This is a genomic window from Rhizobium sp. AAP116, assembly GCF_001295785.1.
Taxonomy (GTDB): Bacteria; Pseudomonadota; Alphaproteobacteria; order Rhizobiales; family Rhizobiaceae; genus Allorhizobium.
Genome location: NZ_LJIB01000002.1, coordinates 13712 through 31210, shown reverse-complemented (window position 1 = coordinate 31210; position 17499 = coordinate 13712). Strand labels below are relative to the sequence as shown.

At 59.8% G+C, this 17499-nt stretch carries 15 protein-coding genes and 2 pseudogenes; 7 read left to right on the top strand and 10 right to left on the bottom strand.

What is annotated here, in order from left to right:
* Window positions 1-11 precede the first annotated feature (11 nt).
* The 3 genes from IP85_RS00170 to IP85_RS00160 are packed head-to-tail and all read right to left on the bottom strand — an operon-like array spanning window position 12 to window position 3002.
* Window positions 12-719: an ATP-binding cassette domain-containing protein gene (locus IP85_RS00170; RefSeq protein ID WP_054147642.1), complete on the bottom strand. Its 708-nt coding sequence runs from the start codon at window positions 717-719 to the stop codon at window positions 12-14.
* The gene (devC, locus tag IP85_RS00165; protein ID WP_054147641.1) at window positions 719-1894 is read right to left on the bottom strand and encodes an ABC transporter permease DevC; all 1176 of its coding nucleotides are present in this window, start codon (window positions 1892-1894) and stop codon (window positions 719-721) included. The genes IP85_RS00170 and devC overlap by 1 nt, the downstream gene beginning before the upstream one ends.
* Window positions 1887-3002: an HlyD family efflux transporter periplasmic adaptor subunit gene (locus IP85_RS00160; protein ID WP_197277963.1), complete on the bottom strand. Its 1116-nt coding sequence runs from the start codon at window positions 3000-3002 to the stop codon at window positions 1887-1889. Before IP85_RS00160 ends, devC begins: the two co-directional genes overlap by 8 nt.
* Window positions 3003-3119: 117 nt before the next feature.
* On the opposite strand from IP85_RS00160, the gene IP85_RS00155 reads away from it, so the two are divergent.
* Window positions 3120-3803, top strand: a complete 684-nt coding sequence (locus IP85_RS00155) for a TetR/AcrR family transcriptional regulator (RefSeq protein ID WP_082347518.1) — start codon at window positions 3120-3122, stop codon at window positions 3801-3803.
* 129 nt (window positions 3804-3932) lie between these two features.
* Here IP85_RS00155 and IP85_RS21790 read toward each other — a convergent pair whose 3' ends face one another.
* Window positions 3933-4277: an HNH endonuclease signature motif containing protein gene (locus IP85_RS21790; protein WP_082347517.1), complete on the bottom strand. Its 345-nt coding sequence runs from the start codon at window positions 4275-4277 to the stop codon at window positions 3933-3935.
* 189 nt (window positions 4278-4466) lie between these two features.
* A pseudogene (locus IP85_RS00150) lies at window positions 4467-4979 on the bottom strand (tyrosine-type recombinase/integrase); the annotation flags it as partial.
* A 583-nt stretch (window positions 4980-5562) separates the two neighbouring features.
* Here IP85_RS00150 and bcsA point away from each other — a divergent pair.
* The 4 genes from bcsA to bcsN are packed head-to-tail and all read left to right on the top strand — an operon-like array spanning window position 5563 to window position 12914.
* Window positions 5563-7812 (top strand): UDP-forming cellulose synthase catalytic subunit, encoded by a 2250-nt coding sequence (gene bcsA, locus IP85_RS00145; protein WP_054147639.1) that lies wholly within the window; start codon window positions 5563-5565, stop codon window positions 7810-7812.
* Window positions 7805-10096: a cellulose biosynthesis cyclic di-GMP-binding regulatory protein BcsB gene (locus tag IP85_RS00140; RefSeq protein WP_054147638.1), complete on the top strand. Its 2292-nt coding sequence runs from the start codon at window positions 7805-7807 to the stop codon at window positions 10094-10096. Before bcsA ends, IP85_RS00140 begins: the two co-directional genes overlap by 8 nt.
* Window positions 10093-12138 (top strand): hypothetical protein, encoded by a 2046-nt coding sequence (locus tag IP85_RS00135; protein WP_054147637.1) that lies wholly within the window; start codon window positions 10093-10095, stop codon window positions 12136-12138. Before IP85_RS00140 ends, IP85_RS00135 begins: the two co-directional genes overlap by 4 nt.
* On the top strand, window positions 12138-12914 hold the full coding sequence (gene bcsN, locus IP85_RS00130; RefSeq protein ID WP_054147636.1) for a cellulose biosynthesis protein BcsN: 777 nt from the start codon (window positions 12138-12140) through the stop codon (window positions 12912-12914). The genes IP85_RS00135 and bcsN overlap by 1 nt, the downstream gene beginning before the upstream one ends.
* A 101-nt stretch (window positions 12915-13015) precedes the next feature.
* Here bcsN and IP85_RS21785 read toward each other — a convergent pair.
* Window positions 13016-13348 (bottom strand): annotated as a pseudogene (locus tag IP85_RS21785) (Tn3 family transposase); the annotation flags it as partial.
* On the opposite strand from IP85_RS21785, the gene IP85_RS00125 reads away from it, so the two are divergent.
* Window positions 13299-13691 carry a hypothetical protein gene (locus tag IP85_RS00125; protein WP_156322675.1) on the top strand — a complete coding sequence of 131 codons (393 nt, stop codon included), beginning with the start codon at window positions 13299-13301 and terminating at the stop codon, window positions 13689-13691. The pseudogene IP85_RS21785 and the gene IP85_RS00125 overlap by 50 nt on opposite strands.
* A 34-nt stretch (window positions 13692-13725) precedes the next feature.
* Complete coding sequence (locus IP85_RS00120) at window positions 13726-13932, top strand: hypothetical protein (RefSeq protein ID WP_054147634.1); 207 nt, start codon at window positions 13726-13728, stop codon at window positions 13930-13932.
* Window positions 13933-14209: 277 nt separating this feature from the next.
* On the opposite strand, the gene IP85_RS00115 is transcribed toward IP85_RS00120, so the two are convergent.
* The 4 genes from IP85_RS00115 to IP85_RS00100 form a co-directional block, all read right to left on the bottom strand.
* On the bottom strand, window positions 14210-15028 hold the full coding sequence (locus IP85_RS00115; protein ID WP_054147633.1) for a bifunctional allantoicase/(S)-ureidoglycine aminohydrolase: 819 nt from the start codon (window positions 15026-15028) through the stop codon (window positions 14210-14212).
* Between the two features lie 155 nt (window positions 15029-15183).
* Window positions 15184-15960: an amino acid ABC transporter ATP-binding protein gene (locus tag IP85_RS00110; RefSeq protein WP_054147632.1), complete on the bottom strand. Its 777-nt coding sequence runs from the start codon at window positions 15958-15960 to the stop codon at window positions 15184-15186.
* The gene (locus tag IP85_RS00105) at window positions 15957-16772 is read right to left on the bottom strand and encodes an ABC transporter permease subunit (RefSeq protein WP_069043098.1); all 816 of its coding nucleotides are present in this window, start codon (window positions 16770-16772) and stop codon (window positions 15957-15959) included. Before IP85_RS00105 ends, IP85_RS00110 begins: the two co-directional genes overlap by 4 nt.
* The gene (locus IP85_RS00100; protein WP_054147631.1) at window positions 16769-17467 is read right to left on the bottom strand and encodes an ABC transporter permease subunit; all 699 of its coding nucleotides are present in this window, start codon (window positions 17465-17467) and stop codon (window positions 16769-16771) included. Before IP85_RS00100 ends, IP85_RS00105 begins: the two co-directional genes overlap by 4 nt.
* Window positions 17468-17499: the final 32 nt, after the last annotated feature.

Sequence of the window (17499 nt, the reverse complement as noted above, 5' to 3'; positions counted from 1 at the left end):
TACTTCGCCATTCAACTGGACACTCCAACCACCGCCCCTTGGTCTCTTACAAGCCGACCGTCTTCCAGCGTGATGATCCTGTCCGCCATATCGAGGATACGGCTGTCGTGGGTTACCATGACGGTCGTCGTGCCGCGCTCCCGCCCCAGGGCCTTCAACATGGCAACGACCTGATGGCCGCTAGCCTTGTCGAGCGCTGCTGTCGGCTCGTCGGCAAACACAATCTGCGGGCCCGCGATCAGCGCGCGGGCGATCGCCACACGCTGCTTTTGGCCACCCGACAGATTGCCGGGGAGATAATCCAGCCGATGCCCCAGACCGACCAGCTCAAGCATGTGCTCGACGGCCTGAGCACGACGGTTTTCATCTCCCGTGCCGTGCACTTGCAAACCCATCATCACATTCTGGCGGGCAGTGAGGCTTTCGTGAAGATTATGGGCCTGGAAAATGAAGCCCAACTGCCGGCGCAAAACCTCAAGTGTGGGCTCGTCGGCGCCACGAAGCTCGTGACCTAGAAGCCGGACGGACCCGTCCTCGACCTGTCGTAGGCATCCCATCAGTGTGAGAACCGTAGTCTTGCCGGAACCCGACGGGCCAACCATCACTGTGAGGCTCCCGGGAGCGATATCAAGGGAGAGATCGAAGATCGCCTGCTTGCTGGCTTCGCCGCGGCCGAACCAGTGATTGAGATTGCGGACGGAAATTGGAAGGTCACTCATCAAAACAAGTCCGCCGGATCAGCGCCCTTTAGGCGTCTGGCAGCGAGCGCGCCAGAGAGGGTGGAGGCTAAGAGGGTGCCTGCAAAAACCATGAGCGCCCGCTCCGGTGACATAAGTACGGGAAGACCGGTCGCTTGAGACATCACCTGGTAGATGCCCATCGCAAGGATCAGACCCGGTATGAAGCCCATGGCCGCCAACACCAGCGCCTCCTCAAAGACGATGCTGAGGAAGAAACGATGCGGATACCCCACAGCCTTTAAGGTCGCGTATTCGCGCAGGTGATCAGCGACATCAGTCGACAGGACCTGATAGACGATCACAATGCCGACAAGGACACCCATGAACACGCCGAAGCCGAAGATGACACCCGTTGGACGCTGGGTCGTCTGATACCGGACATCCTTGGCAATCATCTCATCAAGTGTGTGGACTTCGATCGGCTCTCCAGTGAACCTATCCTGCAATTGCCGCACCAGCGCCACTGACTGTGCAAGATCGCTGACTTTCAGCAGAAGATGCGACGGCGTCCCGCTGATCCGGTTCGGGAACAGACTAAGAAAGGTCTGGTCTGACACAACCATGATGCCGTCGGCAGAAAAGCCTCCCCCGATAGAGATTGTCCCGATGGCATTGATCGTGCGGTCATTTACCTCGAACTGGAGTGGCTTTGATGGACCGACACCCGCAAGAGCGGCGGTATCGACGCCGCGTGTCTGCCGATCAATCAAAGCCGTGTCTGCGACGGCAAGGTTCCTTATCAGAGGGGTAACCTGCGGACCCGTAAATTTCTCAGCCTCAATCGGAAGTCCAATGACCTGGAGGCTGGCTACAGACCCATCGGGACGCCGCCAGTCGAGCTTGCCAATATAGAGAGGGGCCGCGGCAACAACACCGTCTATTGCCAGAGCACGGTAGAGGGTTCGACGCGCCAGCGGAGATCCGTCGGCCAATGTGTTTCCGTCATTCGACGAGATGATGATGTCAGCCGCGAATGGGGTGTAGGACGTACGGATGGTTCCGTTCAGCGCGCCCATGATGCCCAACTGAACAAAGACGAGCATGGTCGCGAAGGCGACACCGGCCAGCGCCGCTAAAAGACGTCCACGGTTGTGTCTGAGCTGAAGCCAACCGATCGGCAGCCTGCCGAATAGAAGTGAAAGCAGCCTACTCATGATCTTTGCCTACCGCGACACGCCCCATGACTTCGAGCCCGGTCAGTTTGGCGGCCAAAGCGCTGGAGGGAGGATCCAGATGAGTCGTGACACGCACCACCCGTGCGTCGGTATTGGCTGCAGGATCGGCGGAGAGCACCGTTTGCTGCTCGACTTCATAACCAATCAAGGTCACCGAGCCTTCCAATTCCTGAGACAGTGCTGGACTGGAGACAATGACCGTCTGTCCAATTGCGATCCGTCTGATATCGGTTTGATAAACCTCAAGCTCGACCTGCATGTGGTCGGTATCAGCAAGCGTCATGATCCCTGGAGACGCAGGGCGCTCTCCCGGACGGCTGTTGATTGCAATCACCGTCCCCGAAATCGGACTGATAACCACGCCTTTGCTCAGATTGTCACGTGCAGTCGCGAGTTCGGCCTTGGCTAGATCCAGGTTTCGCTCGGCCACTTCTATATCGGACTGCAGCGTTCCTGGCGCAGACTGGTATCGAACAATCGAGGCATCTGCCTTGGCAAGATCGCTAGTCGATTGCGCCAAAGTGGCCTCAGCAGATTGCAGAGTGGACCGTGAAGAGGCGCCACCGAGGCTCAGGCTGCGCTCCCGTTCCAACGCCTGCCGCGCAAGCTGGACAGCGGCAAGCGCCCTATCGCGGTTCGCCTCGGCCTCCGACAGGCTTGCGGCAACCATGGCTCGGGTCTGAGCAAGCGCGGCCTCTTTGGCGGAGATGTTGACGAGGGCGCTTTCGACCGCAAGCTGCAGGGACGGTAGACTGTCGAGCTCGGCCACCGTCTGGCCAATTGTCACATGATCACCTTCGTCGACGAGTAGCGATGCAATCCGGGCGTCCGAGGCGCCAAAGGGTGCAGCCAGGGTGATCGTCTTTCCCTTTGGCTGCAGCCGGCCAAGGGCGACAACCGCGCTTTCACTTTGGCTGGCAGCTCCATCGTCATTCGTCGCTGACGTTGCTTGAGCATCCATTTCAGCTATAGGCAGGTTTTTCCCGTCGATGCCGAAAAATCCTGAGGAGAATGGCGGGCCAAGATATGCGCCTAGAAATGCCCCAATGACGAAGATAAGCAAGACAACGACGACGCGGGTGAACAAGCCTCGCAGCGACCATCTTGACTTGCCAGAGCCAGCCTCCTCAACGAGGCCTGCTCGCGGCATGGGGAGTGCTGGCGGCGAGATTTCGGTTTGCATCCGTGACAGGCTTTCAATTTAATGACTAACGAGTCATTAATATGGGAAACGGAGAAAGACTGCAAGATGCAAGCGGGCCAACCCCAGCAGAAACGTCAGCGACGTAAAGACGCGCGTCCCTCAGAGATTCTTGAGGCAGGATTGGCGCTGTTTGCAGAACGCGGGTTCGCCGCGACGAGGCTTGACGACGTCGCCAAGCGTGCGGGCATCGCCAAGGGAACCGTTTATCTGTACTTCTCCTCGAAGGAGAGCTTGTTTGAGGCGGCGCTCAAGGATCGCATGGTCTCGACGATGGAGGGTGTCGGCGAACTGACTGCATCTTTTGCGGGATCCACTGAAGAACTCCTTAGGCTCGTTCTCGCGCGGATCTATGGACAGATGATCGAAGGCGATGCTGGCGTGCTGTTGCGCATCCTGATCGGCGAAGGCGACCGTTTCCCGGATCTTGTTAAGATGTATCGGGAGATCGCCTTGGCCAAGGGCATGGCGACAATGAAGAGCATTCTGAAGCGAGCCGAAGCGCGAGGAGAGTTGCGCGTGGCAGCCGACGACATTGACCCAAGAATGATCGTGGCCCCGATCGCCATCCTGGCAATCGGCGGGAAGGTGTTTGGTGCCCAGTCGCATGGTGACCGCGACGCGTTTTTGGAGCGACATCTTGATCTGGTGCTTCGGGGGCTCCTTTCGGCGAATGCTGAACGATAGACGGAAGGGTCCCACGGTGGCCAGTATGCGCGGTTTGGAGTACGCTTTCGACCGCCCGAACGGCCGGAATGATGGCGCGTTCCCGCCACGGCAGCGTTCGCTTCCAGCTGGAATTTTCGCCTGTTACGGTTAGCGGCCTCGACGGAATGACTGCCTTGATTCCTTTGCAGAATCCGAAAAGCCCGGAGGCTTGTTTCTCACCCAGGTGACGAATGTCCGCACCGCAGGGTCTTCCACGATGGTTTCGATCGTGGAAAACTTCTTGGCGAGTTGAGCATCGGTAAAGATCGAATGTATCTGGTCGTGGCAGATACGGTGCAGGAGGACGGTTTTCTTGCCACCCTTGCACTTAGGAACGAGATGATGCTCGTCTCGCTGATCTTCTGGGATCACGCGCTCGCACAGCGGACAGAACACCGGCTCTGGCGTAGGCTCGTCCCATGAAGCTAACTCATCTCTGTTCTTGCGGGCCAACGCTCGGTCTTTCCTGTTGTAGACCCCGGATGCTGTTCCCGAGGATGGTGCTAGTGTTGCACGCGCACGCCAGTAGCACGAAACCATCAGAACCGTATGGCTTCTTTGAAGCAGCAAAGCGGATCGAATCCTTCGAGAGGCTCTCGCAGCGAAAGGGCGCGGCCCCACAACGTGCGGGGCCGTCCTCATTCAGATTTCGGTCCGCTCGGCCAGTTCTAGTGCGTCCTCAATGTCGACGCAGAGATATCTGACTGTGTTCTCGATCTTGGTTATGGCCAAGCAGGATCTGGATCGCTCGAAGATTGCCGGTGGCCTTGTAGATCATGGTAGCCTTCGTTCGCCACAGGGAATGCGTCCCGTAATCCTGCCGACGAAGCCAGATCGCCGTCACCCACTCATCAACCAGTCTGGCGTATTGCCGAGTGCTGAGATGATCAGCGTGGTCGACGCGACTGGGAAAGGCATAGTCATCGACTGTTCCTCCCCTTCGCTGAAGCCAGGCAAGCAGACTGGCTCTGACCTCGGTCGTAATTTCGAACTGCACGGGTCGTCCAGTCTTCTGCTGGACGACCATCGCTCGAGTTCGAATGTCGTGGCCGGTGACGAGTGTCCGATTTTCAGCTTTACCAGATCGCGGCCACGGAGCTTGCGGTCGATGGCAAGATCAAAAAGCGCCAGATCTCGCATCCTTCCTTCACGATCGAAGCCTGCACCGACAGCCGTGAGATCAGCGAGGCCATCGAGACGGAACCGGTCGCCGATAGCAGCGGACCGGGCGGATTGCGGGTACGCGGTAACCAACATATCTTCAGCTCTTGATACACTGGCACGACGATTGAATGGCTTGGCCGTATATGGCTTGTGTCCGATCCTTGTCAGGGAGTCTCATGGAGGAGCGAGCGCCCAAGCTCCAGGCGCGACACGGGCGTCGTGACCTTAGGCGTTTGCCCTGCCAGCGGAGCTTTTCCGGTCCAAATTGATCCAACACTGACGCGACATGACCGAAAAGGCGCCCACCTTCAGTAATCGTAAACTATATCGATTAGAACAGGCTTAGGGGTTTGATTATTCTTTTATGCCGAATTTCCGAAATGTGTCATCAGAAAATACCAGCAATTTCATAATGTTAATATCCGTGATGAATTTGGAATAGCGCCTATCCAGGTTGTTTTCGCCCCTTCATGTCTTAGCAATTTGCTAAGAAATCACCCCTAATTTCCGGCCATTCCTTTCGAGGGGTCGCCGCAGATGAAGCTGCGGGTGAGTGAAAGATGGGGTTCTGCACATGATGTGCGCTGCGTTGCCTGCAATCATTGCGGGCCTTTTTGGTGTGTTTCTGCTGTGGCTGCCGATCAGCCTCCAGGCGCAACTGGTGCTCAGCCTGGCCATCCTGGCCCTGATGCTCCTGTTCATGATGCGTCCGCAGAACAAGACATTCCGCGTGATGACTTTCGTGTTCTCGGCCGTGCTCGCCCTGCGCTATGCGTTCTGGCGCACAACGGAGACGCTTCCCGACATCAACGAGCCCTGGAACTTCATCCCGGGCATCATTCTCTATGCGGCGGAAATGTATTGCCTGGTCATGCTGGCAATCAATTTCTTCATCGTCGCCGACCCGCTGGACCGCAAGCCGGCGCCGCAGCTGGCTGATGACGATAAGCCGACCGTCGACGTCTTCGTTCCGTCCTACAACGAGTCGGCCGACCTTCTGGCGCTGACACTTGCTGCGGCCAAGTCGATGAACTATCCGGCCGACAAGCTGACCGTCTATCTGCTCGACGATGGCGGCACCGATGCCAAGTGCGGACAGTCCGATCCGCGCGCTGCAATCGCTGCCCGTCGACGTCGCGAGGAACTGCAGGCGCTGTCGGCAGCGCTGGGCGTTCGCTATCACGCCCGCGCCGAAAACAGCCATGCCAAGGCCGGCAATCTGAACGCGGGTCTCTCGATCTCGACCAGCGAGCTTGTGGTCGTATTCGATGCCGACCATGCACCAGTCCGCGAATTCCTCAACGAGACAGTGGGCCACTTCAGAAACGACGAGAAGCTCTTCCTCGTCCAGACCCCCCACTACTTCCTCAATCCGGACCCGGTGGAGAAGAACCTCCAGACCTTCGGCAAGATGCCGTCGGAGAACGAGATGTTCTATTCCGTCGTCCAACGCGGCCTCGACAAGTGGAATGCCTCGTTCTTCTGCGGTTCCGCTGCCGTTCTGCGACGCAAGGCATTGAAGGAAACCGGCGGATTTTCGGGCCAGTCGATCACCGAAGACTGCGAAAGCGCGCTCGCGCTCCACTGCCGCGGCTGGCACAGCCTTTACGTCGACAAGCCCCTGATCGCCGGCCTGCAGCCCGAAACGCTCGTCTCCTTCATTGGTCAGCGCGTTCGCTGGGCCCAGGGCATGCTGCAGATCCTGACGCTGAACCGCCCCTTCCTTCAGCGCGGTCTCTCGACGGCGCAGCGCATCTGCTACGCCGGCACGAACCTCTTCTGGCTCTTTCCCCTGACGCGGTTGACCTTCATGTTCTCGCCGCTGCTCTACATCTTCTTTTCGCTGCAGATCTTCGAAGCCAACATCACCGAATTCATCTGCTACTCGGTGACCTATCTCATCTCATCCTTCGCCATGCAGAGCTACCTCTTCGGTCGCGTGCGCTGGCCCTGGGTCTCCGAGCTCTATGAATATGTGCAGTCGGTGATGCTTTTCGGCGCGATCCTGAGCGTCGTGAAGAACCCGCGCAAGCCGACCTTCAACGTCACGTCGAAGGGACAGACACTGGATGAGAGCAAGCTGTCACCGCTGGCGCGCCCATACTTTGTGATATTCTTCCTGCTCTTTGCCGCCACCTGCTATGCGATCTGGCGTTACACGACGGAAGCAATGCCCTCCGAACTGCTGCTGATCGTCGCCGGCTGGAACATCATCAACATGGGCATCGCCGGCGCCGCCCTGGGCTCCGTCTCGGAACGGCGCGAACGTCGGCGCAACCAGCGCCTCAGCGTTCGGCGTCATGCGATCCTGCATTCCGGCGGCACAAGCCACGCCGTCATCATCGCGGATGTCTCGAGCGGTGGCCTCGCACTGCAGTTCATCGACGGACATCCGGTGAACGGGCTGGAGACGGGCGAAGAGGCCACAATCGAAATCCGCCGCCACGGCCGCGGAATGCGCGTACCCCTTGTTTGCCGCAGCATGCTGCGCCGGCAGGACGAGACGAGCTTCGGCTTTGCCTTTGCCGAGCGCACACCCGAAACCTTCATCGCGATTGCCGAGATGATGTATTGCGAACAGCAGCCGCTTCAGGAGCGCTGGAACCGTGTTCAGAAACACAAGGGCTTCTTCACCGGCACCTTCCGATTTGCCCTCTGGACGATCACCGAAACGCTGCGCGGCTTCACCTACGCCTTGCGTCTGGTTCGCGAAACGACGGAAATCTCGCATCCCGACGCGCCGCTGATCATCAACACATCGAGCAGCGTTTCGGAGCCGGGCGCAACCTATCCGGCAGCCGTGAAAGGGCCGGCCTATGCATAACCTTGAAGTCCTGCGCCGGCTCTCAGCAGCAGCGATCCTCATTTGTCTGTCGGCAAACGCCTCTCATGCTGGTGATTTCGTGCCCGCAGACCTTGGTGCGGCAAGTGTCCAGAGCGCGGGTCAGGCCGTGCCGGACATCCCCCGCCAGATGGTCGCCTTCCGCCAGACGGCAACCGCCATGCGCCTGGAAGGCGAAGACGCGGCGAGAGAACTCAGCTTCTATCTCTCAGCGGAGCAGGTCGCGACAGCAGGTCTGTTGAGACTGAGTTACACCAATGCGGTCTCGGTCATGCCTGATGACGCCGTGCTCGACATCGAGTTGAACGGTAAGCCTCTCGCGGCCTTACCCATCCGCTCGCCCAATGGTCCGGCGACCCATGACATTCCGGTCGCCGCCAAGGATCTGACGGTCGGCTGGAATCAGGTCCGGCTGCGTGCAAAACAGCACCACCGCATCGACTGCAGCGTTCAAGCAACCTATGAATTGTGGACGCAGGTCGATCCGCTGATCAGCGGCTTCCTGACCAGCGCACGTCCGAAGGACGGCGATCTCGCAGGCCTTCTGTCCGTCGGGCGAAATGGCGATGGCGCCACGGAAATCCGCGTGATTGCCGGAAACGATGCTCCCCAGACGACATTGAGAGACAGCCTGCCCCTCGTGCAGACCCTGGCACTTGTGCTCGGTCGTGAGGACCTGAGCATCACCGTCGGCGACGTCGGAGGCAGCGGACCGGGCATCGACCTCTATCTCGGTGACCCCGCAGACGCGAACCTGCCGCAACCCACCCGCGACGCCCTTGCCGCCGCACCGCGTGGCCTATTCGTCCGGCAGGGCGAACACGGCCGCCAGATCGTCACCATGCGTGGTTCGAACAAGAGTGAGCTTCAGTCGCTCCTGGTTGCCGCCGTCAACGGCCCCCTGCTTCCGTTGATCCGCGCAAACAAGTTCGCCATGACCAAGACGCGGATCGATGGCGAGAGCCCGGGCACACACCCGCTGTCGAGCATCGGTTATCAGACGACACCTTTCGCCGGCCGTCTCTCCCAGACGAGCTTCGATGTCGTCATGCCCGCCGATTTTTATCCGGGCGACTATGCCACGGTTGATCTCAACCTGAATGCGGCCACTGCGCCCGGCCTGGCACCCGGAACGCAGTTGCTGGTCCGCGTCAATGAACGCGCCGTGGCAAGCCTCGTGCTCTACGATCCCGAGGGCAAGACGCTTGAGAACAAGCCGCTGGAACTTCCGCTCCGCGCCTTCCATCCCGGCGTGAACCATGTTCGTGTTCTGGCCGAAGTGCCGCTCGCCTCCGATCTCGTCTGTGATCCGGCCGCCCGCGACGAAGCGCGATCTCGCTTCCTGCTGCTCGAGGAAACCACGGTGACGATACCGCCACTGGCGCGCGCCGGTCGTCTTCCCGACCTTGCGGCCTTTGCTGGAACGTCCTTCCCCTTCAAGGGCCCAGCTGCTTTCGATTTCTATGTCGATGCGGCGACACCCGCACGGCTGGGCTCGGCACTAACCCTTCTCACCCGGCTCGCCATGTCGGCGGGGCATCCCCTGCCAGCCGAGCTCAAGATCGGCCGTCCAGACCCGCGCAAGACGACGAATGCCCTGATTGTCGGCGCCGGTGGCGAGCCGCTGGAGCTTGCCGCTCTTGCCGGTCAAAAGGGAGATCGACTGCAGCCGTCTTCGACCGACGATCTGATCACAGCTTCGGTAAAGGCGGGCGGTCAATTGTCGGACTCCCAGGCGCTGCTCGATGCTTTCCAGGTCGAAACGCGGCTTGAGCGCGATCAGCTGTCACTGAAGAGCCGAGCCTCTGACTGGGTGGCAACGGCCTCTACAACCGTCAACCGCTGGCTGGCCTACAAGGATATCGGACGCGAAGACGTCAAGATCGATCCGCGCGATCGCCTGATCAGTCTGAAGCAGGTTGCATCCGCTGACGGCGCTGCCGTCTGGACCTATGTCAACGCGGTGGATGAAACCATGCTTCAGCAGGGCGTCGCAGCCCTGACCAAGCCGGCAACCTGGACGGCCCTCGAAGGAGGCGAAGCCGTGATCCGCCGCTCGGACCTCGAACTCGTGAACCGCTATCCCGAAAGCTACAGCTTCTTTCCGATCACCGACACGAGCCCCGCCAATCTCAGACGCCTTGCGGCTGCCTGGCTCTCCGACAACTTTATCATCTATGTCGGTCTTGTTCTCGCACTGATGGGCGGCTTCGGCTGGTGGGTTGGTTATGTCGTGCCGCGCAAGGGCGTGAGGACAGTCGAATGAAGAAGACAATCAAGACAAGACTCTCGGCCGGCACCATCCTCGCCACACTGTTCGTCACACTGCCCGCGGGCGCGACCTCGCTTCTGGGACCTGAAGCGGCTGCCATCATGGCGGATCCATCGGACAGCGCGAAAGCCGTTGAAGCTGACACGCGCAAAGCGCCGGCGCCTGACACGGTCGATCTTGCCGCACTCTATTACTATGCCCGCAATGGCGAGGCAGAGCGCGTCGAAGCCGAGACCCGCCGCCTGGAACTGAAGTATCCCGGCTTCATGCCCCCGGCCGACCTCTATGCCCCCGATGCCGGCGACCATGTCGATGAGACAACGCTCTGGCAACTTTACGAGCGCGATGACTATGCCGGTATCGAGCAGGAAATCAGCCGGATCGCCGCAAGCCATGTGGGCTGGGAACCGTCAGAGGATTTCGTCAGCAAGCTCGAGCGGCGCAAGCTGAGATTTGCCATGACGCAGGCAAACGAGGCGAAGGACTTTGTGACCGTCATTCGTCTTGGTGCAAAGCTCGACCCTGCACAGGAAACCGAGATCGACCTGCTCTGGATGATGCTTGACGCTTACCGGGCAAATGAGATGCAGGAGGCACTGACGGCGGTCTATCGCAGCATCCTTTTTCGGACGCCGGAGAAGGCGTTTTCCGATGAACTGGTGCTGACCACCCTGCAAAAGGCGATGGAGGACATTCCGGCAGCCGATCTGCGCGAGGCGATCCGTGTGCTCTCTGCGGATCCCGAACTCGCTCTCTCGATGCGATCGCTCAACCTTGATCTCATGCGCCGCGAAATGGGAGACTTCGCGTCCGGCGTTGCGGGCGCACCTCAACCAGGCCCCGAGGCGATTGCCGCCGTCAGGACGGTTGCCGAGAGCGCTCAAGCGCCGGAAGACCTCGCCCTCATGGGCTGGTACATGCTGAAGATCGAGCAGCCGGACCAGGCAGCAAACTTCTTCCAGCGCATGCTGCAGAACAAGGCGACGCCGGAAGCCGTCCGCGGCATGGCGCTCAGTTTTTCCCACCAATCGAAGGACGAGGAGGCCTATGCGTTTGTCACGGAGCACCTCGACATGCTTGCCGGGCAGGACGCCTTCCTCCTCGATCAGCTATCCTTCCCTTTCAAGGGCGAGGGGAAGACCGACATCGATGAACGTGTCGTGACCCGCTATTCGGAAGCGATCCAGAAGACGGAATCGTCCGATCACGCCCGCCTCATCGCCTGGTATGCCTATAACTCGCGCCAGTTCGAGCCGGCGCGTGGCTGGTTTGCGAAGGCCTTCGAATGGAAGGCCGAGGCAGACAGTCTGAAAGGCCTGGCCCTCACTCTGACGCGACTGGGCGAAAAGAAAACCCTTGCAAACCTGCGGGAACAGCATGGCGACGCCTATCAAACGGTTTTCGCCGAGCTGAAATCAGTAGCGGAACCGCGCGAGCGGGCCGGGAAATCGGTCTCGGCACCCGCAGGCGTTCAGGCCGGCTATCTCTCGCGACTGCAGAAAAAGGACTATGGTGGCTGTGTTGCCGAGTTGCGGCGGCTTGAAGCCAGGACAGCCTTGCGGCCGGATGCACAGGTCGCCAAGGGCTGGTGTCTTCTGGGTCTCAACCATCTGGCCGAAGCGCGTCAGGCCTTCACGGCCGGTCTCGCGGGCGGTGGCGGCAAGGCGGATGATGCCGCCTATGGCCTTGGCCTCACTTTGCTTCGCGCCAATCTGACCGACGACGCAGAGGCTCTGCTGATGCAGCACAGCCTGACGCCGCTCCGCGACCGGGAACTGCGCGCCGAGCTTCTCTGGCAGCGGGCACGCGCCGCCTTCGATCGCAAGCAATATCGCGTCACGCTCGAAGCGCTGAACACCCGCCTGCAGATCATGCCGGAGCCGGTGGGGATCAGCCAGATGCGCGGCTGGAGCCATTACCACCTTGGCAATCTGGCCCAGTCGCGCGCGATCTTCGCCCAGCTCAATCAGGTCATGGCAGACCCGGCAAACAGCAGGGGCATCGCGGCCATCAACGAACGCATGGGGATCAACTAGTGAAGCCAAACATCCTTGCGATCCTGACACTGCTTGCGCTGCACGGCTGCACGACCGTCGAGGATCCCTTCCTTGATGGCATGACCGGCAATATGCCCGTCGCGACAGGCAACCGCGAACTGCCCGTTCATCTCGCCTCTGCTTCACTGACCGGGCTAGGCGAGATGCCGATCGGCCTTCGCCAGACATTTACGGATGGAGTGACCAGGCAAACTATGGTCTGGGCGAACACAACAACACTGCAGGGCGAAAACGCGCTGACGATATCAACCTCAGCCGCCTCAAGATCGACGCTCAGGAAAGGGCCTGACCGTGCCGAGATCATCCGAACGCTGCGGGGCGAGTTCCCGGGTGTATCAATGAGTATCGATCCGGTCATCCGCCGCAACGCTTACGGCGCCTATGGCGCAGCGACCGGCAAACTGGGCGACAAAGGCGGCTGCGTTTACGCGTGGCAGATCATCGGCCGCGACGTCGAGCTTGGCCGCAACGAGCCGAGAGAGATCCGACTGCGATACTGCCATCAGGCGCTTGGCCCGGACGTGCTCGCAGATCTCCTCACCGGGCTGTCGGTGAGAGACCCGGGGTTCGCCGCGTCCACTGCAACCGTGGCCTATGGTTATCCCGCTTTCGCTGCAGCATCAAAGCAGGTCATCCATCATGCCACCATCGACCAAGACGCAGTTAAGTCACCTAAAACTGGAGCGGTATCCGTAGCCGCGACGACCGATCCGGACATCAAGGCCACCACACCGGTCAGAATACCAGAGCCTTAACGCGGGCCAGTCACGGGGGACAAGCCCTACGGCGTTTTCGCCTTGTTGGCGTCACGACACGAAAGTGGCAGACCTGTCCGAATTTTGAGAACATAGGGTGCTCATGCTGCGGGGATGGAGGTTTCCTGCCGCAATGGTCTGAGATCGGCGCCGTCCGTCGGGGTCCAGATGTAATCGCCAGTGAGACTGATATGCTGCCATCCAAGCGGAGTGATGTGTTTGATCACGTCGGGCGGCGTTGCGACACCTTCCCGGTTTAGCACGGCCAACGCTGGTTCAAGATAGAGCGTGTTCCAATAGACTATGGCGTTGGTCACCAGGTTATGTCCGGATTCTCGGTAGAACTGGCTCGCGAAAGTCCGGTCGCGCAGTTCTCCGAGGCGGTTGAAGAACAGTGCGCGAGCAAAGGTGTTCTCGGCTTCGCTCTTGTTGAGGCAAGCGGTTGCGGTTCACTCCTTCAAGCGTCGTGAACTGGAAGAGGTCATTCTCGACCTGCTGCGTCGGCGTTTGATGCAGCCCGAAGCCGTTGCGCAGTTCATCAAGGAGTATGCGAACGAGGCGAACGCCGGTGGGGCTTCCCAAGATTCGGAACGACAGCGCATTGACAACCAACGCGGACAAATCGCGCGCCGGCTCGATGGGCTTTATGATGCTATCGCCGATGGACTTCGCACACCGGGCCTCAAAGAGAAGCTGGAGAATATGGAAGCGCAAGCTGCGGAACTGGACGCGCGATTGTCGGCCGCTGCCCCCCTCTCGCGTCCGCCTTCATCCTAATCTTGGCGAAGTCTATCGTCGCAAGGTGGCAGCATTGGCCGAGACACTCAATGACACCGCGATACGCACCTCGGCTCTGGAGAACATTCGCAGCCTGATCTCATCAGTGACCATCCGCGAGGTCGATGGCCGAACTACGATCGAGCTTGAAGGTGCCATCACTGCGTTGATTGCGTTGGCCCAACCTAAAACTGGAAAGGATCTTGAAGGGAGTTCGGTGAAAGTGGTTGCGGGGGCCTGATTGCACAGAGACTTGCAATATCTGCGTCTTTGGATGCGTCGCCCAATGCTTCTGCATAACAACCCGCGATAGATGGAGTCTCGGGTATTGAGTGTCTTGCGCCTAGCGATACCGTTTTGGGGCTGAAAGGAGGATGCTCGCAGCTGGGGGGCTCAGGATAACAGCGGACATTCGGGTGACCGATATGGGATGCGTTGGCTCCGTCATGCTGGGTCACCCGAACGAGGTTCGGAACAAGCCCGCCCCTTCATTTGTGAGGTGGGACGCTCGGCACACCTCACAAATCAGGATGGCGATTGACGTCCTTGTAGAGCAGATAGCGGAAGCGTCCCGGGCCGCCGGCATAACAGGCCTGGGGGCAAAAGGAGCGGAGCCACATATAGTCGCCAGCCTCGACCTCCACCCAGTCCTCGTTCAATCGATAGACGGCCTTGCCTTCCAGCACATAGAGCCCGTGCTCCATGATGTGCGTTTCCATGAAAGGAATGATGGCGCCCGGCTCGAAGGTAACGATGTTGAGATGCATATCGTAGCGCACGTCGGACGGATCGATGAACCGGGTGGTTGCCCAGCGGCCCTCGGTATCGGGCATGGCGTGCATAACGCAATCGTCTTCGTGGGTGAAGATGGCCGGCGGCGGGTCCAAGCCATCAACGACCTTGAACGCCTTGCGGACCCAGTGAAACCGGACCGGCGCCGCGCTTTCGTTCTTGAAGGTCCATTTCGCCCCCGCGGGCAGGTAGGCGAACGAACCGGCGCGCAGCGGATGCTCGTGGCCGTCATAAGCGATCTTGCCCTCGCCCTCGACGACGAAAATCGCCGCCGAAGCCCGTGCATCCGGTTCCGGCCTGACGCTGCCGCCACCGGACGCGACCTCCATGATGTACTGGGCGAAAGTTTCAGCAAAGCCGCTTAACGGGCGCGCGATGATCCATGCCCTGGTTCCATCCCAATGCGGCAGGACGCTGGTGACGATGTCGCTCATCACCGTCTTCGGGATTACCGCATAGGCTGTCTTGAAGACCGCCTTGCTGGAGAGTGTCTGTGTCTGCGGCGGAAGACCGCCAACCTGCGAAAAATAATGATTACCGCTCATTCTGCCACCCATGTCTAAACCGTCTTTCGGCAGCCCAGTCCTGCGGCGTAAGCGTCTTGATGTCAAACTGATCTCGCGTTTTCAGGTGCGGTACAAATCTCTCAAGCCACACTTGAAAGAGACCGCAGTCAAACAGTGCATTCAAAGGACGACTGTCAATGCAGAACCTGTGACAGGAAGGTTTTCAACCTTTCGCTTCGCGGGGCCTCGAAAAAGCTGTCGGCCGGCCCCGCTTCGACAATTTCGCCTTTATCCATGAAGATGCATCGATTGGCGACCCGACGGGCAAAGCCCATTTCATGCGTCACGCAGATCATGGTCAGTCCGTCGTCGGTCAGGTCCTCCATGACCTGCAGAACCTCCTTGATCATTTCGGGGTCCAGCGACGAGGTCGGTTCGTCGAACAGCATGATCCGCGGCTCCATGCACAAGGCCCGGGCGATCGCGACCCTCTGCTGCTGTCCGCCCGAGAGCTGGCTCGGATATTTATGCGCCTGATCCCCGATCTGCACGCGGTCAAGAAAGCGTCGGGCAAGGCGCTCTGCCGCTTCGACGGTCGCGCCACGCGCCAGGCGCGGCGCAAGCGTACAGTTTTCCATGATGGTCAGATGGGGAAACAGATTGAACTGCTGAAACACCATACCGACTTCGATGCGCACATCCTGCGTGGTCGTTGGTGATCCGTCGAGCTCGATGCCGTTGACAATGATCGACCCCTCATCGTGCGGCTCCAGGCGGTTAATGCAGCGGATGAGGGTGGATTTGCCGGATCCCGAGGGACCGCACACCACAATCTTCTCGCCGCGTCGCACCTCAAGATCAATTCCGTTCAGCGCTCGGAACTTGCCGTACCATTTCTCGACGCCCTTCATGCTGACGGCAATGGAGGAGGACAGGGACGGCTCGTTCTGGGGAGGGGCAACCCCGGTCATAGGGCATGCTCCTTGCGGGCCACCAGCATCGAGCGCTTGGCTTTCAGCCAGCTGGATGGGTGGAACAGGAGAGAGCCGATGGTCTTGACCGGCTTTTCATTGCGACGGGCATCCTCGGCCGCGTGATGACGGTTCAGGTGTGATTCAAGCCGGCGGAAACCAAGCCGCATCACGTTGACCAGAACCCAGTAGAAGGCTGCGACTGTCAGCATCGGGGTAAACGGGTCGTAGGTTCTCTCGAAGACCTCATTGGCGACTGCTGTCAGGTCGATGATGGTGATCACGCTGATGACGGCCGTGCCTTTGGTCAGCATGACGACTTCGTTCTGGTAGGCCTTGATCCCGTACCGCATCGCCAGCGGTAGCTGGATATAGCGGAAGGTGTCGCGTGGCGCGATTCCGAGCGAATTCGAGGCTTCGCTAAGCCCGGCAGGAACCGCCTCAAGACTTCCCCTCACGACGTCGACCATGAAGGCAAGGTGGTTGAGCGTCAGCCCGATCACGGCGCAGGCAAATGCGCTTCCGAAGATGAACCAAAGCGGCCCGTCGCGCAGCGCCTCGATCTGACCAAAGCCATAATAGACAAGATAGAGAAGGATCAGCAGCGGCGCACCGCGGAAGAACATCACGAAAAAGGCCGCCGGCAGAGCGAAGACCCGGTTCGACGACATTCTCGCCAGCGTCAGCGGGATACAGAAGATCAGGCCGAGGACCAGGACGATGATGGTCACCAGCATCGTCGTCCAAAGCCCGTTGAGCATGGCGGGCAGAGACTCCCAGACGAGGGCGAAGTCGATCACGAGCGCGTTCATGTGTTCACCCTGGCTAGGCCGCGGTTGAAGCGAACTTCAATACGGGCGGCGAATGGCATGGTCAGCGCGCTGAAGACGATGAAGAACAGCGACGCCGCGATGAAGAAGACGAAAGGCTCATTGGTCGCGCCGGCGGCGATTTTCGCATTGGCGACAAGGTCGTTCAAACCCGCGAGAGACACCAGCGGGGTATCCTTGAGAACGATCAGCCAGATGTTCACCAGCCCCGGGAAGGCAAGGCGGGCCACCTGCGGCAGGATTACGTGTCGCCACGCCCGGAATGCACTCAGGTTGAGTGCCGCGCAGGCTTCGAATTGTCCCTTGGGAAGATTGCGCACGGCGCCGTGCAGCAGTTCGGCGACATAAGCCGCGTAGACGATGGTGAGCGCCGTGAGGCCCGCTCCGAACGGGGTGACATCAATGGAGCGCGACATGCCGAACAGGCCGGTCAGGATCGCGCTTCCTCCATAATAGAGGAGGAAGATGACAAGCAAGGACGGGACACCCATGATGATCGAGGAATACACCCGCCAGACGGCCTGGATCACCACATTCCGCGACAGGGTAATGATCCCGATCACCGTCCCCAGCACCAGCGCCAGGGAAAATCCGGCGACGAAGAGTTGCATTGTCACGACCGCGCCACCGCCGATCTGGCGCACATATCCCCAAAACTCCGCTGATGATATTTCCATGTCGGAACCCTTTCATCCGTGAGAGCAGCAAA

What these genes read in the sequence shown, in the direction of transcription:
- IP85_RS00155 (WP_082347518.1), top strand. Translation starts at nt 3,120, where the DNA reads ATGACTAACGAGTCATTAATATGGGAAACGGAGAAAGACTGCAAGATG.
- IP85_RS00105 (WP_069043098.1), bottom strand. Translation starts at nt 16,772, where the DNA reads ATGAACGCGCTCGTGATCGACTTCGCCCTCGTCTGGGAGTCTCTGCCC.
- bcsA (WP_054147639.1), top strand. Translation starts at nt 5,563, where the DNA reads ATGATGTGCGCTGCGTTGCCTGCAATCATTGCGGGCCTTTTTGGTGTG.
- IP85_RS00140 (WP_054147638.1), top strand. Translation starts at nt 7,805, where the DNA reads ATGCATAACCTTGAAGTCCTGCGCCGGCTCTCAGCAGCAGCGATCCTC.
- IP85_RS00110 (WP_054147632.1), bottom strand. Translation starts at nt 15,960, where the DNA reads ATGACCGGGGTTGCCCCTCCCCAGAACGAGCCGTCCCTGTCCTCCTCC.
- IP85_RS00135 (WP_054147637.1), top strand. Translation starts at nt 10,093, where the DNA reads ATGAAGAAGACAATCAAGACAAGACTCTCGGCCGGCACCATCCTCGCC.
- IP85_RS00170 (WP_054147642.1), bottom strand. Translation starts at nt 719, where the DNA reads ATGAGTGACCTTCCAATTTCCGTCCGCAATCTCAATCACTGGTTCGGC.
- IP85_RS00100 (WP_054147631.1), bottom strand. Translation starts at nt 17,467, where the DNA reads ATGGAAATATCATCAGCGGAGTTTTGGGGATATGTGCGCCAGATCGGC.
- IP85_RS00115 (WP_054147633.1), bottom strand. Translation starts at nt 15,028, where the DNA reads ATGAGCGGTAATCATTATTTTTCGCAGGTTGGCGGTCTTCCGCCGCAG.
- devC (WP_054147641.1), bottom strand. Translation starts at nt 1,894, where the DNA reads ATGAGTAGGCTGCTTTCACTTCTATTCGGCAGGCTGCCGATCGGTTGG.